This window comes from Paraburkholderia sp. RL18-085-BIA-A (genome assembly GCF_046027075.1).
Classification (GTDB): Bacteria; Pseudomonadota; Gammaproteobacteria; order Burkholderiales; family Burkholderiaceae; genus Paraburkholderia.
On sequence record NZ_JARESU010000081.1, the window covers coordinates 1 to 23,721 of the forward strand.

The window sequence follows — 23,721 nt, forward strand, 5'->3', positions numbered from 1 at the left end:
AGGCCAAAAGGGGGTGGCACGCCTGATCACTACCGCAATACCGCCGGCATGACACTTGACTACGCCCTGTCCAAACAAACGGACGTATACGCAAGCTACCTTTACGACAAGCTAAGTACGGCTGGAACCGCGAACAGCTTCGGTGCCGGGATCCGGCATGCATTCTAGCAAATTCCAATTTTACTTTGGAGTAGCGCCATGAGAACCAAACACATTCTTACTCTCGCTGAAGTTGACGAGATCCTGGCCGCGGCGCGGAATGAGGCGTTCAAACACAACTGGGTAATCACGATCGCCGTGGTTGACGACGGAGGACATCTGCTTGGGCTTTCTCGACTGGACGGCGCGTCACCCGTAAGCGCTTCTATTGCGATTGAAAAGGCGCGCACATCGGCGATCAGAGGCCGGGAGTCCAAGGCGTTTGAAGGCATGATCAACGGTGGGCGTTTTGCTTTTCTGAGTACCCCGCTCCTCGCCACTCTGGAAGGCGGAGTACCCATTATGTTCGATGGCCAGTGCGTCGGCGCGGTGGGCGTTTCCGGGGTTAAACCCGAGCAAGGCGCGCAGATCGCGTCCGTAGGTGTCTCGACCGTCTTGCGCTAACCAAAATATGCCTGGTGGGAATAACCACTATGCGCGCCACATCCCTACACACAATCGACTGACTAGTCGATCATTCCCATGTGGTTTGCGCCTATCGCGGCAATCACCCAATCGTCGCACGGAGCACTAGCGTAACAACGAGCGGGCACGTGGCCCTGCTCGTTCTATCGTCTTGAGGGTTTGGGTCGTTTTTGCGTTTCGTTCGCTCCGTTGATCCGCTGACGCTTCGCGCCACACCTGATTTTGACCCTTGTCGTCCCATCTAAATGAGTTCACCGTGACAGACCGAACGATGATCAGCTCGGGCCAATACCTCGAGCATTTCAAATCCATTCCAAAACACGTACGCTGGACTCCCGCCCGGATCGAGCAATCAATGCGCGACACCCTGGGCGCCCGTCCGGACACCGGTGACCTATGGATTTTCGGCTACGGATCGTTAATATGGAATCCTGTCTGTCAGTTCGATATACAACATAAAGCAATTCTGGAAGGATGGCATCGGAGTTTTTGCCTTAGAACGATTGCTGGACGCTCAAGCCCGCAATTGCCGGGCAGAATGCTGTCATTGGAACCAGGCGGAATAACCGAAGGCGTCGCGCTGCGGTTACCCGCGCGCGCACTTGAAAACGAATTGCCGCTTTTATGGATCCGCGAAATGCCGACGGGTGCGTATCGACCGACCTGGTCGCCGATAGCCATGGAGGACGGCACCCGTCCCACGGCATTGACATTTGTTGCCGATCGGAATCACCAGCTCTATGAGCCCAACGCCTCTGTTGCTTCAGTAGCGGCATTGATCGCGTCCGCCTGCGGCCCCCTCGGAACGAATGCCGATTACCTGTTCAAACTCAAGGAATCGCTAGCCTCGTGGAACGTTGCAGATAGCTATGTTGACAACCTGGTTGACGCTGTCGTCCGGCGTCAAGCCGAATGTGTGGACGCCGGCGGTGACCTGTATCCATGCTTGCAGAGAATGGGAGTTATTCATCCTGGCTACGTACCAGCGCGACGCGAGTTCCGGGAAGATCCTACCCAATGCGAGCCGACGGTTCGCCTACTCAGGTCGGGTATCCCCGATTAACCAACCGGAGACTTATCATGTCGCTCCAGGACAAGCTCGACGTATTCAAGGCCGATTTCAAGGCAGGCAAGCCGCCGTACAACGCACCGCCCGAAATCCATCCGATCATGGAACGCGCGACCGCGGAACTCATCGCCAGCGGCCAGGCCACCCGCGCCGTCAAGGCGGGCGACCGCGCACCGCAATTCCACCTGCTGGACCAGGACGGCAACGCGGTGTCCTCTGCCGAGCTCCTCGCCAGGGGACCGCTTATCGTCACGTTCTACCGCGGCGTCTGGTGTCCGTACTGCAACCTCGAACTGCAGGCGATGAACGAAGTCCTGCCCCAGATTCAGGCACTCGGCGCCAACGTGGTCGCCGTCTCGCCACAGACCGCCGTTAACAGCCGCAAGTCCGTACGCAGCAACGAGCTGCGCTTCCCGGTGCTGAGCGACGTCAGGAACGAGACCGCGGCCGCGTTCGGCCTGCGTTTCAATCTGCCCGACTATCTGGTCGACTTGTACAAGATGCTCAAGAACAATCTGCCGTCGTTCAACGGCGATCCGAGCTGGACGCTGCCGATGCCGGCACGCTATGTCATCGGCGAGGACGGCGTTGTGCTGTACTCCGAAATCAATCCCGACTACACGCATCGGCCCGACCCGTCGGACATGCTGCCGGTCATCAAGAGGGCCGTCGGCGTCTGATCCAGCCCTCGTCCGCGCCGCAGCATGCGGCGCGGTCTTTACTTTCCAACCAGAGCATCATATGACTGCACGCACCTTCCTGATCACCGGCGCAACCAAGGGTATTGGACGAGCGCTCTCCGAACGTCTTGCTCGAAGCGGCCATCGCGTCATCGGTCTCGCGCGCGAGGACGTGGACTTCCCCGGCGAGCTCGTGCGGGTCGACCTTGCAAACCGCGCAGCGACAGAGTCTGCACTACAGGATCTGACGCGCCGCCATTCCATAGACGGCGTGGTCAACAATGTCGGCCTCGTGCGCCCGCAGAACATCGGGAACATCAGCCTCGACGACCTGAACGACGTCCTTACGCTCAACTTGCAACCGGCCGTACAGACCGTTCAGGCACTGCTGCCTGGTATGCGCGAACGCCGCTGGGGACGTGTCGTAAACATCTCCAGCTTGACCGTACTCGGTGTCGCCCAGCGTACCGCGTATGCAGCCGCAAAGGCCGCTCTCGTGAGCTTCGCGCGATCATGGGCACTGGAATTGGCTGATACTGGCGTCACTGTCAATGCAGTGGCGCCGGGGCCGACCGAAACCGATCTGTTCCGGGCCAACAACCCGCCGGGAAGTGAGAGCGAGCGACGCTACCTCGCCGCTGTGCCAATGAAACGCTTTGGAAAGTCCGACGAAATTGCGGCAGCGATTTCATTCCTGCTCTCCGAGGACGCGGGTTTCATCACCGGTCAGACTCTATACGTGGACGGCGGTGCATCTATCGGCAAAGCCCCGTTTTGAACGGGGAAGCCGCTTCGGCCGGGCGGCGAAGGAAATTGTCATGGACAGACTAAACGTCATGCAGGTTTTCACGAAGGTCGTGGATCTGAATAGCTTCTCAAGAGCGGCGGAAGCGCTCGACCTGCCGAATGCGTCGGTCTCGACCGCGATTCAGGCACTTGAGTCCCACCTCAAGGTGCGGTTGCTCAACCGAACAACCCGACGCATCAGTCTGACGCCCGACGGCGCAGCCTATTACGAACGCTGCATCCGGATTCTCGCGGACGTCGAAGCCGCCGAGAATTCACTGATCACCAGCGGCAACACGCCCACCGGTAAGTTGCGCGTGGACATGTCTGGCTCGCTGGGCCGTTCGATCGTGGTGCCCGCTCTCCCCGACTTTCAGGCGCGATATCCAGGCATCGAGCTCATGCTCGGCTTTGGAGACAAGGATGTGGATCTCGTTGGGGAAGGTGTCGATTGCGTCGTTCGAATCGGAGAACTTCCCGACTCTTCACTCGTCGCGCGTCGGCTCGGTTCGCTCGAAATGGTCACCGTTGCCAGCCCAAGCTACCTGCGCCAGCATGGTACGCCGTCCACTATTCGCGATCTCGACAAGCATATTGCTATCAATTATCTTTCGAGCAGAACCCGAAATTTCATCAGTATGCATTTCGTGGTTGAGGGCAAGCGCACCGAAGTGAGGATGCGATCCAGTCTCGCGACCAATGAAGCCGACGCGTACGTTGGTTGTGCGACCATGGGGCTCGGGATCATTCAGATCCCTCTGTTTCTTGTACATTCGCGTCTCGCACAAGGAGATCTCGTCGAGATTCTTCCGGATTCCCGCCCCGCGCCGCTGCCCATATCCGCAGTCTATCCCCACCATCGACACTTGTCGCCGCAAGTCCGTACCTTCGTCGAGTGGATTGCCGAACGCTTCGAACAAAGCCCGCTGTTTTATCGCCACGATGCTGCGCCTGCGCCTCGCATTTCGACGGCCGATCGAGGGCTGGGTCAAGATTGTCGTGCGCGCACCGGTCCACGCGAAGCATTTGCTGCGACTCACCCCGAACACGCTCAGGAACAACGGCGCGTCAGTGCAAGAAGTCAACCTGCTTCCACTTTCTCGTGAACATCTTGTGCAATTGGTCGCTGTCGCGCTTCGCCGTAGCAGCGAAAGCGCGGAGCCACTCGCCGAACTTGTCTCCCAGAAGACCGGGGCAAGTCCGTTCTTCGTGGTCCAGCCCCTGACGGCACTCGCCGAAGACGGGTCGCTCACCTTCGATCACAGCACCGCAGTTCGCTGCTTTCGATCTTGCGCTCGCCTTCCGGTGTCCGCACCACCACCCGAACCGACTCGCCCGAGATTCCTTCGACGCTCACCGTCACTGCCGACATAACAATAATGGTGGAGGCCTGAAGAACGTTCGCCCGGCGTGGGTCAGCGCGCTGTATCGAAAGCCATCGCGACATTGGAAGAGCGATTTGCAGTCCGACTACTGCTTCGATCGACGCGGGGCTTGACTCCAACCGACGTGGGTGAGGCATTTTAAGAACGGGCGAAGCGCGTGATGGCGGAAGTGGAGCAAGCTGAGCACGTGGCGCGAGGGGCAGCACACGCTTATCCGGGCGAGTACGTGTGAGCGCAGACATTACGTTTACGCGATTGCACCTCATGCCCGCGCTCAACGGGTTCCTCGGCAGCTACCCGGACGTTACACCTGATATTCTTCTGGATGAGCGCAATGTCGACCTGCTTGAGGATGGCGTCGACGTCGGCTTGCGGACCGGAACGCACGACACTTTAAATATGTCGGCACGCAAGCTCCGGGAAGTACCTCGATATGTCGTCGGTTCCCCAGCCTATTTCGAGCACGTCGGCATCCCCGCTACGCCAGGCGAATTGAGCTGCCATCAGTTCATCAACTATAGCCAGCTAGGTGGTGGACGCGTCTGGACGTTTCGACGAAACGATACCGAGCCGTCCGTTTCCCTTAATGGCCGGCTCTCGCTGAGTGCGCTCGAAGGGGTACGCGAAGCAGTTCTTGCAGATACGGGTATAGCGGTCGCGCCAGAGTGGGTGTTTTTGCCCGAACTGAAAAGTGGTCAGGTCAGGACCAACTGACGGACTGGCGTCTCCCCATGCGCGCTATGGGCGGTCATTCCCGCGGGCCGGATGGCAAGTAGAAAGACGCGTGCTTTCGTCACCTGTGTGCAGGAGACGCTTGGACAGGCGAATGCTTCGGTAGCGGCGCCACAGCCATGTGGTGGCTATTTTTCGGCGCCTATCCAGGAGGCACTGACTTCATGAGGCTCCGACTCCGCCAACGCCGCAAAAGCGGCTTCCGGGTGCCTGGCGGCTACCACTGTTTGCCAACCGAATCAGCCAAAGAGCGAAAGAGCCGGCAAGCGATCTCCGTCCTTGCCGGCCGCGCTGCATCAGGCGAAGAACCCGGCCAGCGCACGAGTCACTGCGGCCGCGTCATTTTCCATTGGAATATGTCCAGCTTTTGGAATCCGGACAAGTTGCGTATTCGGGATCTCCCTGGCGAACTTCTCAGCGAACTCGACGATCTGGAAGCTGTCGTCTTCGCCCCACACGAGCAGTTTTGGCGTCTGCGACGCACGAAGGCGCGGCAACAGATCCATCGTGTAACGACTGTCCGCCGCGCCAGCAAGGGCGAGCCACGACCGGGCTACGCGCGGATCTCTCCACGGCTCGAGATACTCCTCCACTTCGCTTTCCGTTGCCTGGCGGGCCAATGCCGTGAGCACGGACTTGCGACGAGCGGTGAGGACATCGTCCGTGGTCGTTGCAGCCATGACCGCCGGGTCGCGGAACCGGGCAACGCCAGGCACGGGCCAAGAGTCGAACATGACTGCGTTGACGAGCGCGAATTTGCCGACCGCAATCTTCCCGTCCACCAGGACCTGCTGCGCGACGCCCCCGCCGATGTCGTGCCCTGCGAGGCCCACAGACCCGTCGATACGCAGTGCATCGAGAAATTGTGGCAGCCAACCGGCCAAGGCGGGGATCGAGGCATTTGCGACAGTCAGCTCGCCGCCGGAGCGGCCAAATCCTGGGAAATCCACAGCGATCGGGCGTAGACCCGCGTCAGCCAGACCGTCGAGCACCGGCTGCCATACCCGGCTCCAATAAGTGCCATGCAGTAGCAATAAAACAGGCCCAGTCTGGTCCCCTGCAGTAAGGTAGCTAACCGGCACGCCAGCTACGTCGACGGTTCGTCGTTCCATGGTGATTCTCCTCAGTTGTCGTCGGCGGCGCCCAGGCGACTCGCTGCTTCTGGGCGCCGACCTGCTTTCGGTACGTCCTCGTCCGTGCCCCCAGAAGCCCCGAGGGCCGGCACGCCAATGAATTGTCCTAGCGAATAAACTGCTTGACGTAGTCAGCGCCCAAGCCAATTTCTTCGTAGTGCCTACGAGCTGCTTCGATCTTCGTGAACACGTCTTCATATCCCACCGCTACACCTTGCGGATCGACATAAGTGTAGCCACCTGTGACGTGGAACCACGTGATCATCTCTTCGACGTCCTCAGGCACGTAGAGCGTATGGGTTTCGCCTGCCGGCTCGTGTGCATAGCCGCCCTGCTCCGCTACCCAGTCATGCTCCAGGTAGTACCATCGCCCCCTTAGAACGATCGCGTGGACAGGCCCAGTGTGGCGGTGACGCGAAAGCACACCGGATTGCCGAACCCGGAGGAGATTGACGTAATAACCTTGGCTTGCGCTGAGAAGCAGTGGTTTGAAAGACACAGTTTTGGTCATCGGCACCCACAGGTTATCGTCCTCCAGCCATTTGTCGAGGATCCCCGGATGCACGAGGTCGCGTGACATGTCTGCCGGTTGCGGCAGCTGATAGGGAATCGCGTGCTCATCGGGCGTTCTTACGGTTGCGCTGGTCATGCTCGAAACCTCCAAAGAAATACAGTTCTCTGACACTATGGTCAGGCTGGTGACAAGCGGATGATGCGCACGTCGTCACGCTAGCGGAAGACGCTGCAAGGACATAACATTCATTCCCGCCGGGCATACAGCGCTTGGCGCTGGCGCGACGCACCATTCCCCTCTGGAATTTCAGTTATGCGTCCGCGAACGGTACCTCCATCCCCGCGTTGCAGGCATGATCTGACGATCAGTTACCCTTACCTTGCGAAACGATCATGATCGAAGTCTATGCATTTTCTACCCCCAACAGCGTCCGCGTTCCGGTTGCTCTGGAAGAGATGGGTATCGCTTACGAACTGAAACCCGTCAACGTCCGCAAAGGCGAGCAGAAGGATGCGAGCTTTCTGTCGCTCAACGCAAACGGCAAGGTTCCGGTACTCGTTGACCCGGACGGTCCCGATGGAGATCGCTTCGTCTTGACCGAGTCGACCGCCATCCTGATCTACCTTGCGGAGAAGTCGGGAAAGCTGCTCCCGGCCAAGGGCAGCACTCGTGCCCGGGTGTTCGAGCAGCTTTCGTTCCAAATCTCCGGAATTGGCCCAGCCTTTGGCCAGTTAGGCTATTTTCTAAAGCAGGCGCCCGAGCCCGTACCGCCGGCCATCGCTCGCTTCAGCGCGGAAGCACAACGCGTGATGAAGGTGTTTGACGGTGTTCTGGCGCGTTCGGAGTTTGCGGCTGGAGATGAATTCACAATCGCGGACGTCTCTCACTTCGGTTGGTTGTGGAGACGGCAATTTGCGGGCATCGAATTGCAGGCGTTCCCTAACGTACGAAGATGGTATGACGCCGTTGCGGCGCGCCCAGCCGTGGAGAAGGCCGTGGCACGGATCACCGCGCTGGTGACTGCGGCGTAACCGTTCCCGGTACCCGGTTCTGTTTCGATGTATGGCGCGCGGGATCAACCCGCGCTTTTTTACCGTCCGGCCGCGGGATCGCCCGCGAGGGCGATCGGGGAGACGACAACAAAATGCCTGGCTCTTCAGCCAGCAGATCTCCGCGAACTCGCTGGCCGTCAGAGGCCGTTGCTGATGGACGCCATGAACGAGCGAATGACCGCCTCATCGCGTGACAGGAACACCCATTGCCCCGAGCATGGGTAGTATCGGTCGGATACTCCCTTGCGCCGAGTTTCCATTTCCCACTGCGCCGGAAGACGCGTGCATCGCGTTGACGGCGACGCCAATCGGATTGGAGTGGCTGGCAACGCCACCGATCAACAGCTTGCGTTCCATCCGTCGGTTCTAGCGGACGTCGTTTCATTTTTTCGAGGGCGTCCTGATGAGTGACCCGCCAGGCTGTCATATCTTTGTCGCACACGTCAACAATGACATCATTGTCAAACTACCTATCGGAGCAAGCTGAACAGGAGCGCTTCTGCAAAAGCAAAGCAGACCGCATCCTGCCCGATTGCACCTTCCCGTTTCAGACTTGCAGGCAAAACAGGAGTGAGCAACACGAACACGAATTCCCGCGTCGAGGTAGCCATACTCGACGACTATCAAAACGTATCGCTTAGCCTCGCGGACTGGTCGCCGCTGGATGGACGGGCAAGCATCAGTGTATTCAATGATCACGTCACCGATACCGACGCCATAATCAATCGGTTGAAGCCATTCGACGTCGTATGTGCGATGCGCGAGCGCACGCCGTTACCGCGCGCGATCCTCGAGAAACTACCGAACCTCAGGCTGATTGTTTCAACCGGCCCCGCGAATGCGTCGATCGACGGGGACGCTGCCTCCGATTTGGGCATCGCCGTTCTCCATACGGGCTATTCGTCCACCCCGACAATCGAGTTTACGTGGGCGCTGATTCTGTCGATGGCACGAAACATTCCGCAGGAAAATCAGTCTCTGCGTAACGGCGGATGGCAGCTCGCACCAGGCGAGGAGCTGGCGGGTAAGACACTTGGCCTGTTGGGCCTGGGGTGACTCGGATCCGCGGTCGGCCTGATCGGCCGGGCATTCGGCATGAAGGTTGTCGCATGGAGCCAGAATCTCACGCCAGCGGCCGCCGCGGAACACGGCGTTCAGTACGTCACGAAGAACGAGTTGTTTTCGACGTCCGATTTCCTGTCGATTCACGTCCGCCTCAGTCCTCGCACTCATCGTCTGGTCGGCGCCGCCGAGTTCGCGAAGATGAAGCCGACGAGCCGGCTGATCAACACTTCCCGAGGTACGATAGTCGACGGCGCCGCGCTCCTCGAAGCACTCAGGACAAACCGGATTGCCGGTGCAGGCCTGGACGTTTACGACGTCGAGCCGCTCGAAAACCCACACCCGCTGCGCGAACTTCCGAATGTACTCGCCACGCCACATATCGGTTATGTGTCTAAGGAGTTGTACCGAACGTTCTACGGCGACACGGTCAAAAACATCGTTCACTGGCTGGACGAAACTGGTCGAACCGCGCAGATCTAGTTGTTCCAGGTCGGAAGCTTTTCAGGCGATCGTCCCCGTCGTTCAAGCTGCTCCACTTGCGGGTTCATCTGGTCGATGCCGGCCTTCCGAGTCCGGCGCCTGGCAGCGCTTCCTGGCTTCGAGCCCCTGGAAGAAAATCCGGGGGTAAGATAACTACCTCTGGTTGGCCGGGACCCGCCGCGACGAGGACCACCATGAACAGCGACTCCGATTTGACCAGCGGTGCATCACCTCGCAATGAAGCTGTCGATTCGAGCGAATTCTCGGGTGACTTGGGAAATGAGGATCCCAGCGTACGGGGAAACCCTCGGTACTATCAACTGTATCCCACGCTAACGGATGCAGAAATCGACAGAATGCGGCGCTTCGGAACGCTACGTCACTGTTCCGCGGGCGACTATCTGTACCGCGCAGGAAGCGTGAGTCCCGGCATGTTCGTGTTCCTGTCGGGGACGGTACGCGTCATCGGCCGCGATGGCCTGGGGCGCGAGCGCGTGGTGCGCGCGAACATGCAGCGCGGTGAATTCAGTTCCGACATCGGCCAGTTGTCCGGCAAGCCCGCTCTCGTCGACGCATGTGTAATCGAGGATGTCGAAGCGCTCGTGCTTCCTGCGGAAGGTCTGCGGGCATTGATGGTGGCCGAGGCCGAACTCGGTGAACGGCTCACGCGCGCCCTGATCCTCCGACGCGTGGCCGCCATCGAACGCGGCGACGGGCCCGTCCTCGTTGGTGCAAGTGACAATCCCCGCCTCGTGTCGCTGCGCAATTTCCTGCGACGAAACGGCCATCCGCATGTCGCACTCGATGCCCAGCAGGATGCAGAAGCCGTCGCGCTGATCGAACGGCTCGCTCCGAAGCTCGACGATTTTCCTCTGGTGATATGTCCCAACGGTGCGTTGTTGCGCAATCCCGATGAACTGCAACTGGCCTCGTGCCTCGGGTTGCTGCCTGAGTTCAACCCCGCGCATGTCTATGATCTCGTCATTGTCGGCGCCGGTCCCGCCGGGCTTGCAGCGGCCGTATATGCAGCATCCGAAGGCCTTTCCGTGGCCGCCCTGGATTGCCGGGCGCCCGGTGGCCAGGCCGGTACCAGCTCGCGCATCGAAAACTATCTGGGCTTTCCCACCGGCATTTCCGGCCAGGCGTTGGCCGGCCGCGCCTTCCACCAGGCCCAGAAATTCGGGGCCCATATCGGAATTCCGTGTGAAGTCAAAACGCTGCATTGCAACAGACATCCCCTCTCCGTCGAACTCGCCGACAACCGTAGCATCATGACCCGCTCCGTCGTCATCGCCAGCGGAGCTGAGTACCGACGGCCACCTTTCGAAGGACTCGATCGATTCGAAGGCCGTGGGGTCTATTACTGGGCGTCGCCAATCGAGGCGAGACTGTGCCGCAATGAGCCTGTACTGCTGGTGGGCGGCGGCAATTCGGCCGGCCAGGCTGCGGTATTTCTCGCCTCGCACGCCGCGCATGTCCATCTGTTCATCCGCCGCCAACCTCGACCAGAGCATGTCGCGCTACCTGTTCGAACGCGTCACGTCGTTGCCAAACGTGACACTTCATCCACGCGTAGAAATTATCGCTCTCGAAGGCAGCGAGCGACTCGAACAGGTTCGCTATCGCTGTCGCATCCGGCATACCGAAGCAACGATTCAGTCAGGGCACCTTTTCCTGTTTACTGGTGCGGAGCCCAATACGGACTGGCTCCGTTCATGCGGCGTTTCGCTAGACCGCAAGGGGTTTGTCCTGACTGGAACCGATATCGGCGACGGGGTCATCCGATCCCTTCCGCTGCAAACCAGCATCGATGGCGTATTCGCGATCGGTGACGCACGCGCCGGCTCGGTCAAACGGGTCGCCGCAGCGGTAGGCGAAGGTGCGGCCGTTGTGGCACAAATCCACCGGTTTCTCAGCGCTGAGCGGTAAGTTTCGACGGCGGCCGCAACGGGTGCTTCGCTCGCCTCCTCATCATCATGTCCCGCGTCCTGAGTCCCGAAACCTTCGCCTATGCGGGTACGCCGAACACACCCAGCCAGCTCATGAACGGACTGTGTGAAATCAATGGCGCTATCGAATCGGCCGCGTAGCGGCTGAACTTCTGGATGCCAAACCAGATGAAGATGAACCCATCGTCCACCTCAGCAACGCAATATGCCAATAGGCGCCGCCGTTCTTTTCTGCAACGTGGAAATCAAGTTTCGTGGTTTTCGCCCCCAGCGCAACAAACAGGTTCGGCACGCCCCCGGCAACCTTCTTGACCTCGGCGTAGACTTCTGCAATCGCGCCAGTTGCGGACTCAACAGCTGGAACATTGAACGGCTCATGGTGATACTGCTTGGTCAGGTCGGTGAGGAGTAACCACTTTAAGCGTCGAGCTTGACCTTGATCAGTCTTTCCAGGATCCAATAAAATGCTCCTTCGTATCATCGTGGGCGGGCGCCGAATATCCTGGAGCGCGTGTCGCGCCCACCTGATTTGACGTTGAACCGCGGGTGCTTCACGTATTCGCCCAGCCAGGAGGATGCAGTGGACCGGTTGACAGCGATGGAAACCTTCGTATGCGTGGTGGAGTCGGGTTCATTTTCGGCTGCTGCGCGACTGTTGAATGTAGGGCAGCCAGCCGTATCCAAGACCATCGCACTGCTCGAAGAAAGACTCTCGGTGCGCCTGTTGCTGCGCTCGACGCGCGGTTTAATGCCAACCGAGGCGGGTCAGGCGTTTTACGGGCGGGCAAAACGCGCGATCGAAGAGGCAGAAGAAGCGGAGCTCGCTGCCCGCGGCACTGGCACCAATCTCACGGGACGCCTGCGCGTGTGCGCCGCCGTTACGTTTGCCCGGCTGCACATCGTGCCCGCCATCGGGCGGTTTCTCGAAGCACATCCGGATCTCAACGTCGACATGGTTCTCGACGATCGCAATGTCGATCTGCTCGAGGAAGGCATCGACATCGCATTGCGCATGGGACATCTCGAGGACTCGAGCATGACCGCGCGCAAGATCGGTGAAGTACCACGTCTTGTGGTGGGCACGCCGGCCTACTTCAAACGCGCCGGAATCCCCGCTTCCCCGGCGGACCTGTCTTCCCATCAGGCAATCGTATATAACCAGCGAGGTGGCGGCGGCACGTGGACTTTTCGACGCGAGAGCTCGGAAGTTGCCGTCATCGTATCCGGACGCTTTGCCACTACCGCGGCTGAAGGAATCCGGGCCGCGGTTCTCGCTGATCTCGGTATAGCCGTGGTATCCGAATGGATGTTTTCCCCAGAATTGAAAAGCGGCGAGGTGTGCTCGGTGCTCGACGACTGGCGCCTGCCTCCCATCGAGCTTTGGGCCGTGTTCCCGAGCGGCCGCATGGTCAATGCCAAAACACGCGCATTCCTCAACTTCCTCGCAGATATCCTGGACTTCCGCACTGATCCCGTAGACACAGGCGATCACACATAAGGGTGCGCAATTTCACCGCGGGCGCGGCGTTGGCAGCGACGAACCAAACGGTTTGTCAGCCTCGCCATCTCTACGTTTGTATAGAGCAATTACGAAGGAAGACCGGCCGTAACCGACCGTACAATGGTTTTCCCACCGCGCAAAGACTTGTCTTCAGCCAAGGCATGCGACGCAGACATCCTCTCTCAGCGGGCATTACGCTCCGCCGTATCCTCTCGCTACACTTGTTGAATACTCTTCTGCCTTCATCGATTTGACGAAGACGCCGGACATTTCCCCCGGTGCCTGCACGCAGCGTGCGCGCGGGCCAGGCCACCCCGACGGGACGCCAATCTCAACTATCACCGTCCTGGAGAAGCTGTCCGACCCGCTCGTATCGCTTTCCTGGCACGTCGACGCCATGCAATTATGAAGAACAGGTGCGGGCACGCGGCCACGCCCGCTCATCGGGACGCTGCGCATTGAGCGGGGCTGCTAGCTAGCGTGCGGTCTGCATCGGCCGGACCTGGTTGCAAACGCTATTCCCGCAGGGGATAACTGCTATGCCGCGAGGCGCGTGGCGCCGCGCTCCCGACGTAGATAGACTGCTTGGAACCGCAACAGACTATCTCCGCAGAACGCCAACATGCAAATTCTCGTCACCAGTGCATCCGGCGCCAACGGCGACGGATATGGTTCGCTTCTTTCTTTTTCCCTCGACGGAACACCACGAGGTACGTTCAGCACGGATCCTCGCATCACGGACCCCCGCGGCCTCAGCGTGAGCGCGGATCGACGGCTTCTCTATGTGAATAGCGGCAGCGATCGAATCCTCGCACTGGACGCTACCGGAAATGTAGTACGGGACACAGGAGAGATTCCGGGGCTCAATGCGGGAGGCGGCAACCTTGCGCCCAACGGCAGATACCTGGTCGGAATGCGCAGCGCACGGACAATCGTCGCGGTTGACGCCGATCTTGCCGGTGCGCCGCAAAACGTCCTGCCTGCGGGAATCGTTCCGTTTCCCCGCGGCTTCGCGTCGGCCGAAGACGGGACCCTCTACCTCGCCTCGGGCATCGGCCCAGAGGGTGAAGGGGAAAACAGCATTGCAGTATTCGACGCAGAGGGCACGCCGCTAGCGTCGCGATTCATCACGGACGATGCCGTGAGTCCATTAGATCTGGCGATCGCGCCCAACGGAAACATCATCGTATCCAGCGAGTTTCCATTTCGCTCGCCCGACGCCGTTACGAGCATTCGTGAATATGACCGCTCGACCGGGAGCCTGGTGCGGGTATTTGCCCCTCCATCCGGGGTCGGCTTCCATCAACCCCGAGGCTTGCGGTTCGGTCCCGACGGACATCTGTATTGCGTTGCACGCGACAACGTCATGGCATTCGACTTTGCCGATGGACGCTTCCTTGGTTCCGTGGTGGAGATGCCACGGCTCAATGGCCAGGCCGTCGTCTTCTTTCCACTACGCACAGATTAAATTCGCCAATCCTTGCCACGAACGGCTCGAACTTCTGATCGGTGCAACGATGTCTGAACTTTTCACCCGATTGCGCGCCACCTGTGCACGGTCTGTCGCGCTCGCCGTCTGCCTGGTCGCCTTCCTTGTCGCTGGCAGCGCACACGCAACGAACGGAACTCGCGCCGCTGTCAGGCTGATCGGGTCATCCGCCACCCAACGGGCCACCCTGGACGATCGCCCGATCAGGGTAACAGCCGATCATGCGATGCTTCTCACCGACCATAGGCAATCGCCAGCAGCCGATACCGACCTTCGCACGCCCGTGTCGGCACGCGTTGCTCCATTCGAGCAGGCACGATCGCACACCGCAAGCCCCGCCTTCCTGAAGGTCCTCGGCTTATACTTCGTCGCCGGTCTGATGCTGGGCGTGCTGCCCGCTTCGCTCCCCGTGGCTTTGATCCTGTCGGCTGTCGTCGTCAATAACAGCGCCCCCACGACAGGCCGCCGCGCTTTAGCGCTCGCGCTGTGCTATGTCGCGGGTACGGCGGTTGCCAATATAAGCCTGGGTCTCGCCGCGGTGTCCGATCAACTTACTTCGGGACTTCTCGGGCATCCGCCGTGGCCCATTCTTTTTGTCGCGATGCTCGTAGCGTTCGCGATCCGGCTATTGGCGGCTGACCTCGTGCTCCTTCCTGCGCGATGGCAACGCACCCTGGCGAGCGCTCCCCCTCAGGTACGAAGGGCAGGCGAGTATCTGCTTGTCGCTGGAATCGGCGCGCTGTCGGCGCTCGCAGTTGGTGCCGACACAACGACTCGTCTCATATCCGACCTCGCGTTCCGAGCCCCCGCAGACTGCGGGATCGCGGTGGTGCTGGCACTGTTGGCGATGAGCGTTGGGCTGGGGTTGCCTCTCCTCGCGATCGGAAGCGGTATCGGGCCACTCCTGCGGCGAACGTGTGCGTGGAAAGACGGCGTAAAGGTCTTTTTCGCAATTGAGTTGCTTGCCACGGCCCTTCTGATTGTTTGGCCCTCACTGGACAGCGCGCTACGGCTCGTCACGGGCTCGTTGTGGCTACTCGTCGTCATCTCCGAGCTAGGTTTGTTCTCCTCCCGTGGCGTACCCGGAACAATCTGGCGCAAACCGGGCCGAGGCATTGCCGCCGCAGTGGCGGTCTGGACAACGATATTGCTTGCCGGTCCCGTCACCAGTCCGGTGGATACTCAGCATCTGTTGCAACATCTCGCAACCGAGGCGCGAGTGTCAGCCAGTTCGATCAACAGTCGTCTCGCGAACGCTTCGACACCGGCCCCGGCCCTCCCCGACCATTCCGCAATTCGCCCGCGTGAAAATACTTAGACGGGTACCGATTTTCCGCTGGACGAGAGCTTGAACCTCGACAGCATGAGAGGAGATAAGTCCGTCAGTCCTTAATCGGTGTCTCGCCATCCATGGCCATCGACAAAATCCAGTTTTTGAATGTGAGCAATTGTGGCAAGGGCGCGGATTGTGACGGAAGGATCAGAAAATAGCTCAGCCCTGTCTTAAGGGGGCGCTCAACGGCGATCTGCACCGCACCGCTACGAAGCTCGTCCTGGACGAGGAAGCTGGGAACCAGGCCGACGCCGATACCGGACGATACCGCCTCAATAAGGTGAGAAGTCAATTCAAATTGTGGCCCGAGGTTCATCGTCTCAGAACCGAGCCCCTGGGCTTCGAACCATCGCCCCCAAACATCCGGTCGCGCGGCGACGCGCAAGAGCAGATGCCGCGATATATCCGCCGGCTCATTCACTGGTGTGGCAACCGCGAGCGCCGGGCTGATGATCGGCAGGAGCGTTTCGTCGCGCAGACGATACGAAGCCAGACCAGGCCATGCGCCATCGCCAACGCCGATCGCGGCGTCCATACCTTCTTCCGTCAAATCGAACCGGCCGATTCTCGAATGAAGATTGATCAGGATACCGCTGTGTTTGGCGTAGAAATCACTTAGACGGGGAACCAGCCATTTGCTGGCGAACGTGGGAAGTGCTGCGAGATCGATGGTGCCGCGCCCTGTTGCCGAAGCAATCGCGTGAAGCGACGCACTCCTCACCCTCTGCAACGCAGCACTGATCTCCCGATGGTAGGCAGAGCCGATCGCTGTGGGCAGTAGTTTGCGATTGATACGCCGAAACAATGCGACCCCTAGCAATCCCTCCAGCGCTTGAACCTGGCGGCTCACGGCGCTCTGAGTCAACGCCAGCTCGGCCGCTGCGCGGGTAAAACTCAAGTGCCGAGCTGTCGCGTCGAACGCGGTTAGCAACGACATGGATGGTGTCAGGCGGCGCGGGTTCATCCGTAGTCCTCAAGCACTTGGCTCGCATCACTATGAGCGTCCGCATTCAGTCGAGCTCCCCTCGGCTTTGTGACATCGATGACGGACGCTCACTGTAGCGTTGAATAGACGGCACTTCTCATAACAGTTACTGCAACGACGCATAACCACTCGCAGCGCGCCGGCCTGGGTTTCCCCGATGCATTCAAAGGGCGACGGAGTCAACAAAGACCCCGCCGCCCTACTCACGTCCCTATGAATTCAATCAGGCCGCGACATCTTCAGACAGCGACTTGTAGTCTGTATAACCGCGGGCGTCACCACCGTAAAACGTTGCGCGATCATATCGATTGAGCGGCGCACCGCTACGCAGCCGTTCCGGCAGATCGGGATTGGAGATGAACATCCGGCCGAAGGCAACAAGATCCGCGTGGCCGTCGACAATAATCTGCTCGGCATTCTCACGCGTGAAGCCACCTGCGGCGATGATCGTGCCTTTGTAGATCCGGCGAATGTCCTTCGAGGAAACGTCGGAATCGCTCGTCTCCTTCTCCACGATGCCCCGAATGCGAGGCTCAATCACATGCAGGTAGGCGAGATCATACTGATTCAGCCGTTCTGCGACGTAACCGAACGTCGCATGCGGGTCGCTATCGGACATCGTGCCGTACGTACCGCTCGGCGAAAGACGGACGGCCACGCGGCCCGGACCCCAGACGGAAATGACCGCGTCGAGCGTATCGAAGAGGAAGCGGGCGCGATTTTCGATCGGACCTCCGTACACGTCGTCCCGGTGGTTCGTTCCATCGAGCAGAAATTGTTCAAACAGGTAACCGTTCGCGGCGTGAAGCTCAACGCCGTCAAATCCGGCCTGCTTCGCAAGCACGGCACTGCGACGGAATTGCTCGACAATGCCCGGAATCTCATTCGTTTCGAGCGCGCGGGGAACTGGCAGTTCCGCCTCGGTGATCTGGCCGCTCTCGTCGCGAATGGCGGCGTGCTCGAGCGAACGCAATGCGGACGGCGCAACGGGCGTGGCGTCGCCGGTATTGGCCGGATGCGCCTGACGTCCTGCATGCCACATTTGCAGGAATATGCGGGCGCCCTTGGCATGGACGGCGTCGATTACCCGCTTCCAGCCCTTAACGTGTTCCTCAGTATAAATTCCGGGTGCCTCGACGTACGCAATGCCGAGTTGGGCTACGGCCGTTGCGTCGGAAATGAGCAGCCCGCCGTCCGTCGCACGTTGCGTGTAGTAATCGACCATGAGATCACCCGGGACGTTGCCCGGCTCAGTTCGCATTCTCGTGAGCGGCGCGAGCACGACACGGTGTTGCAGATTGAAATGTCCGACTTTCGTATGGCTGAACAGCTTGCTCATGATGTCATCCTCAAAAGAGTATTGGGTGACGACATGTTGGCTGCAAACGCCACCAGGCAGTAGAGGCTACTGAGCGATAGCTATAATTCCGCAACGGAATGGGGAATCCAGCGTGTCCGCAGAGCGCCCGAGAGGCGGCGAACACGGTGGTGGCGCGGCTCCAGATGGCGTTCTGTCGGGCTGTGTTGCCGGATACCGTTTCATGGTCACCTCGCTGCGTGCGCCAGCAGGCGGCCGCAGCGCTATTCGGCGCCACGTTGATAACCGACTGCGCCTGTCCGATCTGCACGTCGTCGCGTGCGTGATTGACGGCACAGGCGTGCCCGTAACGGGCGAAAGGCGGGCAAAACGCCCGCATACAAGCCCGGCAAGGGCAAAAACGATCCAAGGCACGCCCGAATTCACGGCTTAACCACTTTCAATCCCGGACACGCCGCCAATTCAGCGGCTTGTTCAGCATAGCTTTAAGAATGGTTTAAGCGTTCTTCGGGGTTTTTCCCGCGCCCTCGTCTGGGGTGGCATGGGTGGATCTCCACAAGAACGGTAGGCCACCCAACGCACCCCGGTGAGCCGACCCATGCGCAATATCCGTGAGCCGCTTTCTCTGACGACGCAGGACTTTCGAACCGAGCCGAGCAGTGACGCTCTATGCCAGTTGGGAATAGCTGTTATGTTCCGGCGCCGCCTACTGCGAGGGTGCCGCATCAGCGAAACTGGTGCGGTTATTATTTTTCATCCGAGGCAGTCGATGGCCAAGTTTCTCGCAAATACAGTCGCAACCGCCCCTGCCGCGTCTCAACCGAGCCTCCAACAGGCAGAACGTATTTTTGGCGTCGTGCCGAATCTCCAGGCGCATTTGGCCGAGTCGCCGGAAACACTGTCCGGCTATTTCACACTTCTCGAGCTTTTCTCCAAAAGCACGTTGAGCGCAGTGGAACAGCAAGTTGTATCGATGACTACAAACTTCGAGAACAGTTGCCACTACTCGATGGCTGGACACAGCGCTCGCGCGCTGCAGGTCGGCATTGATCAGACGCTCGTCGTTGCCCTACGTGAAGGCAAGCCACTCGCGGATCCGAAGCTTGAAGCGTTGCGCCGCTTCACGACTCACCTGGTACGGGAACGTGGTTTCGTTGCTGAAGCGGACATCAACGCCTTTCTGGCGGCGGGTTACTCTCGTCGAAACGTGCTGGAGGTGTTGCTCGGCGTTGCGGCGAAGATCCTGGGCAATTACACAAACCATATTGTCCGCACGGAATATGATGATTTCATGCAGGGACACGAATGGAGCAAGCCGTCTGTCATTGACGCGAACGCCATTCCTGCTAGCGTGAACAAGTAGAACGATGGGAATTCGGGGCGTTTTGAGCAACTTGCGTGATGTATCGGTGGGGATCTCCTGTTGATGTTCACGCAGAATTGACCCACCTAATCCAGTAATCAACTTTGCGACGGCACCACGCCCGTACAGGTCCAGTATGGCGAGGATTTCATTAACGGCAGGCGTACCGAACGCATCCAGCAATACTCCACTCCCCCACAACAGCGCCCGACAAAGATCAGTACCAGAAGCGTCCCCAGCGTGACACCGCTCGCGCCTGCCATCGGCAGCGCGACGGTAAAAACGCCCGGAACAAATTTCGAAACCAACAGCAGGCGCGGCACCCAACGCTCGAAAAAGCGTGCTGTGTTGCCAACGCAGGTCTCGCGAGATAACGATAGCCGACCGATACCACGCAACATTCATCTACCCGCCATGCACCCGCTCAGGCCGCGGCTTTCCTCTCCAGGGCTGCAGGCAGTTCAAGCATGCCGCGGTCGGATTGCGGTACCGGGCCAGCCGGACGATGCACGTCGTGTGTCACGAAGCCCTGTTGGCGGCTCGGCACATCGAACCATTCACGGTGAGCGAACGAGTCGCGGATGTCGTCCAGACCGCTTGCCCAGTGCGCCTCCATCGTGTCGATGCTGAACTCATAGTCCTTGTAATGTCCCTCGTAAGTTTTGTTCTTGTAGATGAGGTGCACCACATTGATCGCGCTGCCGTCAGCGGCTTCTTCAGCCAGACGGAATAGCGGATCCGCACGGCGGACGTCGGGCGGCACGCGCGTCAGCAGTTCTTTGACAAAGCGCGCGTGTTTCTGACGATCCGCCAGCAGGCTGGCAATCGCCCGCGTACGGCTCGAGTACTGGATGTCTTTGGCACGCTCGGACACGTCGAGGAAGTCCCCCGGCGCATTGCCTCGCGCGCTCCACAGATCGACCTGAAAAACCAGCACATCCTTGTGGTCCGAATCGCGAAGCACCTCGGTCACCGGTGTGTTCGACACGAGGCCGCCGTCCCAGTAGTACTCGCCGTCGATCTCGACCGCCGGGAAACCTGGCGGCAACGCCCCCGACGCCATGAAATGCTCCGGTTCCAGACGCATTTTCGTGTTGTCGAAGTACACCAGGTTGCCGGTCCGCACATTCACCGCGCCCACCGAAACGCGGATCTCGCCATCGTTGATTCGATCGAAATCGGCAAACTTCAACAGCGTTTCCTTCAGCGCGGCCGTGTCGTAGTAGCTGACCACGTTAGGGCTTTGCTTGCCGAAACCCGCCATCGGCAACGGCACGCGCGGCGAGAAAAAACCCGGCTGCCCTTCTGTCACCGCGCGCCCGGCTGCCCACATACTTACCCACTTGCGCGACAGGTCGTGTATTCCGAACACGGGCGGCATCCATGCACCCAGGCCACCTACCCAGTCGAGCGGATGGCAGATCGAATTCCAGAAACCGCGTAAAGCTTCCACCCGGTTTTCCGGCGCGTTGCCTGCGATGATGGCGGCGTTAAGCGCGCCGACCGAGATGCCGGTGATCCAGTTCGCTTGCACACCGGCCTCGGCCAGGCCTTGGTAGACGCCGGCCTGGTACGACCCGAGCGCGCCGCCGCCCTGAAGCACCAGGGCAATTTCGTCGTAGCGCGGCAGCACGAACGCATCCGGCTGCCGATTGGTTTTGTTTGTGCTGCTGCGCATGCGCGCCCCCTTATTGCATTGTCCAGCCGTGGCTGACGATCACCGATTGGCCGGTCAGTGCAGACGATTCGAAGCCAGCAAGGAACGCAACCGTATTGGCGACGTCCGCGGCCGTGGTGAATTCACTATCGACGGTTTCCTTGAGCAACACGTTCCTGACGACTTCGGCTTCGGACATACCGAACGCCTTGGCCTGCTCGGGAATCTGTTTGTCGACAAGCGGTGTGCCCACAAAGCCCGGGCACACCACATTCGCCCGCACGCCGCGCGGCCGACCTTCCTTCGCGACCACCCGTGCCAGTCCGAGCAAACCATGCTTGGCGGTTACATAGACGGCCTTCAGCTTCGAATCCGTGTAGTTGCCGGGGCACCCTTGCCGTTCACGCACCGAGATGATCTGACCGCTTTCTGTGTAGTCACCGAAGCCCGACGAGTCCGGAATGCGAATGAATTCGTCATGCACGATATCGTTTTCCGGATGCAACGGCTCCGGTACCACGGCATGCAACGCATCGAAATCCGTTTGATAGGAGATGATCAAATATTCCCGATTAAGAAAGCGGTACGGCGGCCGATTGGCGGGATTGTAAACACGCATCCCAAAGGCGGCTTTGCGGATCGAAGCTAGATTCATGAAATTCCTCATTGACTGCCAGCGCACACCGCGCCTTAAACACAGCAGAATCAAATCCCGCGCTATATGACCCAACGATTTCCACATACACCGTGGGCGATAACGCGATATTTTTGAAGGAGATCAACGCGTGATTTTCGCTGCGAGATCAGCCACGTGTTTGCCCCGAAAGCGCGTCGGCAAGCAAGTAGTCTTCTCTCCAGTACACACCGTCTGCCCGTATCGTCGTTCGATCGAGAATACGATGCTGATCCATGGAGATCGGCGTAGCACGATGGGCAACCCTGAAGTTGTCGGCGATGACGACATCGCCTTCGAGCCAGTGATGCAAATAAGAAGCACCTGCGCGAGAAAGGTGACCGTCCAGATCGTGCCTCAATGCCATGAACTCTTCGTCCGTATAGCCAACGATGCCGCGAGTAAGGCCGACATTGAAGTACAACGACGGGTCGCGGGTGGCGGGATGGTGGATGACGAGCGGGTGTTCTACTCCGTTTCTATGGAAAGTGATGAGGCCATCGAGTGAGGCCTTCCGGTCGTCTGGAAGGGTCCTGTGCGCTTCCCGCAGATCGGTGAATTGCGTCTCGCCGCCATCGGCCGGTCGTGCAACCAGATACCAGATCGAAATAGGCGTAGCCTCTGCGCGGAACGAGCCGTCGGAATGCCAGTAGCGGCCAACGTTTGTGTGGCCATTGGAGGGACGGCTAGCCACCCGGAAAATTTGAGGGAAATCAGCCAACTGACCTTCGCCGGGGGGAAACGTCTCAAGGGCTCCAAAGACCTCAGACATCCTGACCTGATCAGCGGGCGAGAGCTTCTGATTCCGTATGGCCAGCAAGCCATGCTCGAGAAGTGCCGCGTGCAAGAGATTCGTATCCCTTTGCGTCAACGAGACCAGATCGACCTCTTCAACCCGCGCGCCAAAGCTCGCATTCATCGCGCTGATCTTCATCGTTTCCTCCGATTGTGGCAGCCGTGACAGATCTCTCCCGCTCGAAGTCCGCCTTGAGTGCCTCGGCGCGTCCAGTCAAAGGAGCGACGCACATTCGCAAGAGCGGTTCGCCCGGGAGAGACGCTCCCGGCTCACGTGGTGCGGGGAACGTCGACACCGACCATTCCCCGTTTTCGTTCACGCGGATCAGGCCGTCGCGCCCGCGTCGACCGGCTTCGTCCATTCGTTGCCCTTCATGAACGGATCGTATTTGGTATGAACGATGTGATTCGTGTAGTTGCTCATGACCTTCGTTGCCACGCCGAGGATAACTTCGAGCACATTTTGCCGCGTATATCCGGCGGCGAGGAACGCGTCGACATCGGCGTCCGACGCGAACCCGCGTTCGCGAACGACGATCGTCGCGAAACGGTGCAGCGCTTCAAGCTTCGCGTCCGGCAAAGGCTTGCCTTCGCGCAGCGCCGCGATGACGCCGGCGTCCATCTTGATCATCTTCGCCAGAGCAGAATGACCGGCCATGCAGTAATGGCAGTCGTTCTCGAAGTTCGAGGTCAGATAGACGACCTGCTGTTCGTGCGGGGTCAGCGTGCTTTTCGAAAAGAGATCCCACAATGCCGAGTAGCCCGCAAGCAGCTCCGGAGACTCCGCCATGTGGGACTGCAGGTTCGGCACGAAGCCGAAGGTCTTTTTTGCGTCTTCCAGGCCCGCTTTTGAGGCGGCCGGGGCTGTTTCGATGGTGTACGAGTTGAAGGTGCTCATCGTCTGCTCCAGTGGGTGAAATTGATGATGAGCAGATGGTATGCGAGGCTCCAACGCTGCAGAAGACCGCCCCGCGGCATAACGTTCATTCCCGGCACGCATAGGTCGAGCCCGCTCGGTGGCATCCGGTTCTTCCAAGGGTGCGATCCCCGGAGCACCGGGATCGCGAGGTAGGGTGAATCGCATGCAGCGGGCCGCGGCTACCCGCTCACCTTCTCTTCGCTGACACCAGGCGTCAAC

22 protein-coding genes and 4 pseudogenes are annotated in these 23,721 nt (G+C 59.6%); 15 read left to right on the forward strand and 11 right to left on the reverse strand.

Features of this window, described 5'->3' with window-relative positions; all coding sequences use genetic code 11:
* Positions 1-198: 198 nt before the first annotated feature.
* From P0D89_RS35210 to P0D89_RS35240, 7 genes and pseudogenes are all read left to right on the forward strand, one after another.
* Positions 199-603 carry a GlcG/HbpS family heme-binding protein gene (locus P0D89_RS35210; protein ID WP_408362770.1) on the forward strand — a complete coding sequence of 135 codons (405 nt, stop codon included), beginning with the start codon at positions 199-201 and terminating at the stop codon, positions 601-603.
* A 277-nt stretch (positions 604-880) separates the two neighbouring features.
* A complete protein-coding gene (locus P0D89_RS35215) occupies positions 881-1,687 on the forward strand; it encodes a gamma-glutamylcyclotransferase (RefSeq protein ID WP_408362768.1) in 807 nt (268 codons plus the stop codon).
* Between the two features lie 17 nt (positions 1,688-1,704).
* Complete coding sequence (locus P0D89_RS35220; RefSeq protein ID WP_408362766.1) at positions 1,705-2,373, forward strand: peroxiredoxin-like family protein; 669 nt, start codon at positions 1,705-1,707, stop codon at positions 2,371-2,373.
* A gap of 61 nt (positions 2,374-2,434) precedes the next feature.
* Positions 2,435-3,151 carry an SDR family oxidoreductase gene (locus P0D89_RS35225; protein WP_408362764.1) on the forward strand — a complete coding sequence of 239 codons (717 nt, stop codon included), beginning with the start codon at positions 2,435-2,437 and terminating at the stop codon, positions 3,149-3,151.
* 40 nt (positions 3,152-3,191) lie between these two features.
* Positions 3,192-4,088: pseudogene (locus tag P0D89_RS35230) on the forward strand (LysR family transcriptional regulator); the annotation flags it as partial.
* Positions 4,089-4,569: 481 nt separating this feature from the next.
* On the forward strand, positions 4,570-4,686 hold the full coding sequence (locus P0D89_RS35235) for a helix-turn-helix domain-containing protein (protein ID WP_408362760.1): 117 nt from the start codon (positions 4,570-4,572) through the stop codon (positions 4,684-4,686).
* Positions 4,687-4,763: 77 nt separating this feature from the next.
* Positions 4,764-5,258, forward strand: a pseudogene (locus P0D89_RS35240) (substrate binding domain-containing protein); the annotation flags it as partial.
* A 314-nt stretch (positions 5,259-5,572) separates the two neighbouring features.
* On the opposite strand, the gene P0D89_RS35245 reads toward P0D89_RS35240, so the two are convergent.
* Both P0D89_RS35245 and P0D89_RS35250 read right to left on the reverse strand, forming a co-directional pair.
* The gene (locus P0D89_RS35245; protein ID WP_408362758.1) at positions 5,573-6,388 is read right to left on the reverse strand and encodes an alpha/beta fold hydrolase; all 816 of its coding nucleotides are present in this window, start codon (positions 6,386-6,388) and stop codon (positions 5,573-5,575) included.
* A 127-nt stretch (positions 6,389-6,515) separates the two neighbouring features.
* Positions 6,516-7,058, reverse strand: coding sequence for a 2,4'-dihydroxyacetophenone dioxygenase family protein (locus P0D89_RS35250; RefSeq protein ID WP_408362756.1), 543 nt, complete (start codon positions 7,056-7,058; stop codon positions 6,516-6,518).
* Between the two features lie 257 nt (positions 7,059-7,315).
* Here P0D89_RS35250 and P0D89_RS35255 point away from each other — a divergent pair, with 257 nt between their 5' ends.
* The 3 genes and pseudogenes from P0D89_RS35255 (at position 7,316) to P0D89_RS35265 (ending at position 11,449) form a co-directional block, all read left to right on the forward strand.
* Positions 7,316-7,954 (forward strand): glutathione S-transferase family protein, encoded by a 639-nt coding sequence (locus P0D89_RS35255; protein WP_408362754.1) that lies wholly within the window; start codon positions 7,316-7,318, stop codon positions 7,952-7,954.
* Positions 7,955-8,545: 591 nt separating this feature from the next.
* A pseudogene (locus P0D89_RS35260) lies at positions 8,546-9,520 on the forward strand (D-2-hydroxyacid dehydrogenase family protein).
* A 194-nt stretch (positions 9,521-9,714) separates the two neighbouring features.
* Positions 9,715-11,449 (forward strand): annotated as a pseudogene (locus tag P0D89_RS35265) (FAD-dependent oxidoreductase).
* A 79-nt stretch (positions 11,450-11,528) separates the two neighbouring features.
* Here the strand turns inward: P0D89_RS35265 and P0D89_RS35270 are convergent.
* Together P0D89_RS35270 and P0D89_RS35275 are read right to left on the reverse strand one after the other, a co-directional pair.
* Complete coding sequence (locus P0D89_RS35270) at positions 11,529-11,645, reverse strand: DUF417 family protein (RefSeq protein WP_408377928.1); 117 nt, start codon at positions 11,643-11,645, stop codon at positions 11,529-11,531.
* Positions 11,591-11,929 carry a hypothetical protein gene (locus P0D89_RS35275; RefSeq protein ID WP_408362822.1) on the reverse strand — a complete coding sequence of 113 codons (339 nt, stop codon included), beginning with the start codon at positions 11,927-11,929 and terminating at the stop codon, positions 11,591-11,593. The genes P0D89_RS35270 and P0D89_RS35275 overlap by 55 nt, the downstream gene beginning before the upstream one ends.
* Positions 11,930-12,049: 120 nt before the next feature.
* Between P0D89_RS35275 and P0D89_RS35280 the strand changes: the two genes are divergently transcribed.
* From P0D89_RS35280 to P0D89_RS35290, 3 genes are all read left to right on the forward strand, one after another.
* Positions 12,050-12,967: a LysR family transcriptional regulator gene (locus P0D89_RS35280; RefSeq protein ID WP_408362812.1), complete on the forward strand. Its 918-nt coding sequence runs from the start codon at positions 12,050-12,052 to the stop codon at positions 12,965-12,967.
* 625 nt (positions 12,968-13,592) lie between these two features.
* Positions 13,593-14,438: an NHL repeat-containing protein gene (locus P0D89_RS35285; RefSeq protein WP_408362752.1), complete on the forward strand. Its 846-nt coding sequence runs from the start codon at positions 13,593-13,595 to the stop codon at positions 14,436-14,438.
* Positions 14,398-15,777, forward strand: a complete 1,380-nt coding sequence (locus tag P0D89_RS35290; RefSeq protein ID WP_408362750.1) for a cytochrome c biogenesis protein CcdA — start codon at positions 14,398-14,400, stop codon at positions 15,775-15,777. Before P0D89_RS35285 ends, P0D89_RS35290 begins: the two co-directional genes overlap by 41 nt.
* Positions 15,778-15,841: 64 nt before the next feature.
* Here the strand turns inward: P0D89_RS35290 and P0D89_RS35295 are convergent, their stop codons facing one another.
* A complete protein-coding gene (locus P0D89_RS35295; protein WP_408362748.1) occupies positions 15,842-16,756 on the reverse strand; it encodes a LysR substrate-binding domain-containing protein in 915 nt (304 codons plus the stop codon).
* Positions 16,757-17,000: 244 nt separating this feature from the next.
* Positions 17,001-18,116, reverse strand: coding sequence for an alkene reductase (locus P0D89_RS35300; RefSeq protein WP_408362745.1), 1,116 nt, complete (start codon positions 18,114-18,116; stop codon positions 17,001-17,003).
* A 202-nt stretch (positions 18,117-18,318) separates the two neighbouring features.
* Here P0D89_RS35300 and P0D89_RS35305 point away from each other — a divergent pair, with 202 nt between their 5' ends.
* Both P0D89_RS35305 and P0D89_RS35310 read left to right on the forward strand, forming a co-directional pair.
* Positions 18,319-18,528 carry a hypothetical protein gene (locus P0D89_RS35305; protein ID WP_408362743.1) on the forward strand — a complete coding sequence of 70 codons (210 nt, stop codon included), beginning with the start codon at positions 18,319-18,321 and terminating at the stop codon, positions 18,526-18,528.
* 336 nt (positions 18,529-18,864) lie between these two features.
* Positions 18,865-19,458, forward strand: coding sequence for a carboxymuconolactone decarboxylase family protein (locus tag P0D89_RS35310; protein ID WP_408362741.1), 594 nt, complete (start codon positions 18,865-18,867; stop codon positions 19,456-19,458).
* Between the two features lie 98 nt (positions 19,459-19,556).
* Here the strand turns inward: P0D89_RS35310 and P0D89_RS35315 are convergent, their stop codons facing one another.
* From P0D89_RS35315 to P0D89_RS35335, 5 genes are all read right to left on the reverse strand, one after another.
* Complete coding sequence (locus P0D89_RS35315) at positions 19,557-19,859, reverse strand: hypothetical protein (RefSeq protein ID WP_408362739.1); 303 nt, start codon at positions 19,857-19,859, stop codon at positions 19,557-19,559.
* Between the two features lie 23 nt (positions 19,860-19,882).
* Positions 19,883-21,136, reverse strand: a complete 1,254-nt coding sequence (locus P0D89_RS35320; protein ID WP_408362737.1) for a DUF3734 domain-containing protein — start codon at positions 21,134-21,136, stop codon at positions 19,883-19,885.
* Between the two features lie 10 nt (positions 21,137-21,146).
* On the reverse strand, positions 21,147-21,770 hold the full coding sequence (locus P0D89_RS35325; protein ID WP_408362810.1) for an SDR family oxidoreductase: 624 nt from the start codon (positions 21,768-21,770) through the stop codon (positions 21,147-21,149).
* Between the two features lie 148 nt (positions 21,771-21,918).
* Positions 21,919-22,722 (reverse strand): TauD/TfdA dioxygenase family protein, encoded by an 804-nt coding sequence (locus tag P0D89_RS35330; protein ID WP_408362735.1) that lies wholly within the window; start codon positions 22,720-22,722, stop codon positions 21,919-21,921.
* A gap of 186 nt (positions 22,723-22,908) precedes the next feature.
* A complete protein-coding gene (locus tag P0D89_RS35335; protein WP_408362733.1) occupies positions 22,909-23,481 on the reverse strand; it encodes a carboxymuconolactone decarboxylase family protein in 573 nt (190 codons plus the stop codon).
* Between the last annotated feature and the right edge of the window lie 240 nt (positions 23,482-23,721).

What these genes read in the sequence shown, in the direction of transcription:
- P0D89_RS35210 (WP_408362770.1), top strand. Translation starts at nt 199, where the DNA reads ATGAGAACCAAACACATTCTTACTCTCGCTGAAGTTGACGAGATCCTG.
- P0D89_RS35220 (WP_408362766.1), top strand. Translation starts at nt 1,705, where the DNA reads ATGTCGCTCCAGGACAAGCTCGACGTATTCAAGGCCGATTTCAAGGCA.
- P0D89_RS35225 (WP_408362764.1), top strand. Translation starts at nt 2,435, where the DNA reads ATGACTGCACGCACCTTCCTGATCACCGGCGCAACCAAGGGTATTGGA.
- P0D89_RS35245 (WP_408362758.1), bottom strand. Translation starts at nt 6,388, where the DNA reads ATGGAACGACGAACCGTCGACGTAGCTGGCGTGCCGGTTAGCTACCTT.
- P0D89_RS35250 (WP_408362756.1), bottom strand. Translation starts at nt 7,058, where the DNA reads ATGACCAGCGCAACCGTAAGAACGCCCGATGAGCACGCGATTCCCTAT.
- P0D89_RS35255 (WP_408362754.1), top strand. Translation starts at nt 7,316, where the DNA reads ATGATCGAAGTCTATGCATTTTCTACCCCCAACAGCGTCCGCGTTCCG.
- P0D89_RS35285 (WP_408362752.1), top strand. Translation starts at nt 13,593, where the DNA reads ATGCAAATTCTCGTCACCAGTGCATCCGGCGCCAACGGCGACGGATAT.
- P0D89_RS35290 (WP_408362750.1), top strand. Translation starts at nt 14,398, where the DNA reads ATGGCCAGGCCGTCGTCTTCTTTCCACTACGCACAGATTAAATTCGCC.
- P0D89_RS35295 (WP_408362748.1), bottom strand. Translation starts at nt 16,756, where the DNA reads ATGAACCCGCGCCGCCTGACACCATCCATGTCGTTGCTAACCGCGTTC.
- P0D89_RS35300 (WP_408362745.1), bottom strand. Translation starts at nt 18,116, where the DNA reads ATGAGCAAGCTGTTCAGCCATACGAAAGTCGGACATTTCAATCTGCAA.
- P0D89_RS35305 (WP_408362743.1), top strand. Translation starts at nt 18,319, where the DNA reads ATGGTCACCTCGCTGCGTGCGCCAGCAGGCGGCCGCAGCGCTATTCGG.
- P0D89_RS35310 (WP_408362741.1), top strand. Translation starts at nt 18,865, where the DNA reads ATGGCCAAGTTTCTCGCAAATACAGTCGCAACCGCCCCTGCCGCGTCT.
- P0D89_RS35315 (WP_408362739.1), bottom strand. Translation starts at nt 19,859, where the DNA reads ATGTTGCGTGGTATCGGTCGGCTATCGTTATCTCGCGAGACCTGCGTT.
- P0D89_RS35320 (WP_408362737.1), bottom strand. Translation starts at nt 21,136, where the DNA reads ATGCGCAGCAGCACAAACAAAACCAATCGGCAGCCGGATGCGTTCGTG.
- P0D89_RS35325 (WP_408362810.1), bottom strand. Translation starts at nt 21,770, where the DNA reads ATGAATCTAGCTTCGATCCGCAAAGCCGCCTTTGGGATGCGTGTTTAC.
- P0D89_RS35330 (WP_408362735.1), bottom strand. Translation starts at nt 22,722, where the DNA reads ATGAAGATCAGCGCGATGAATGCGAGCTTTGGCGCGCGGGTTGAAGAG.
- P0D89_RS35335 (WP_408362733.1), bottom strand. Translation starts at nt 23,481, where the DNA reads ATGAGCACCTTCAACTCGTACACCATCGAAACAGCCCCGGCCGCCTCA.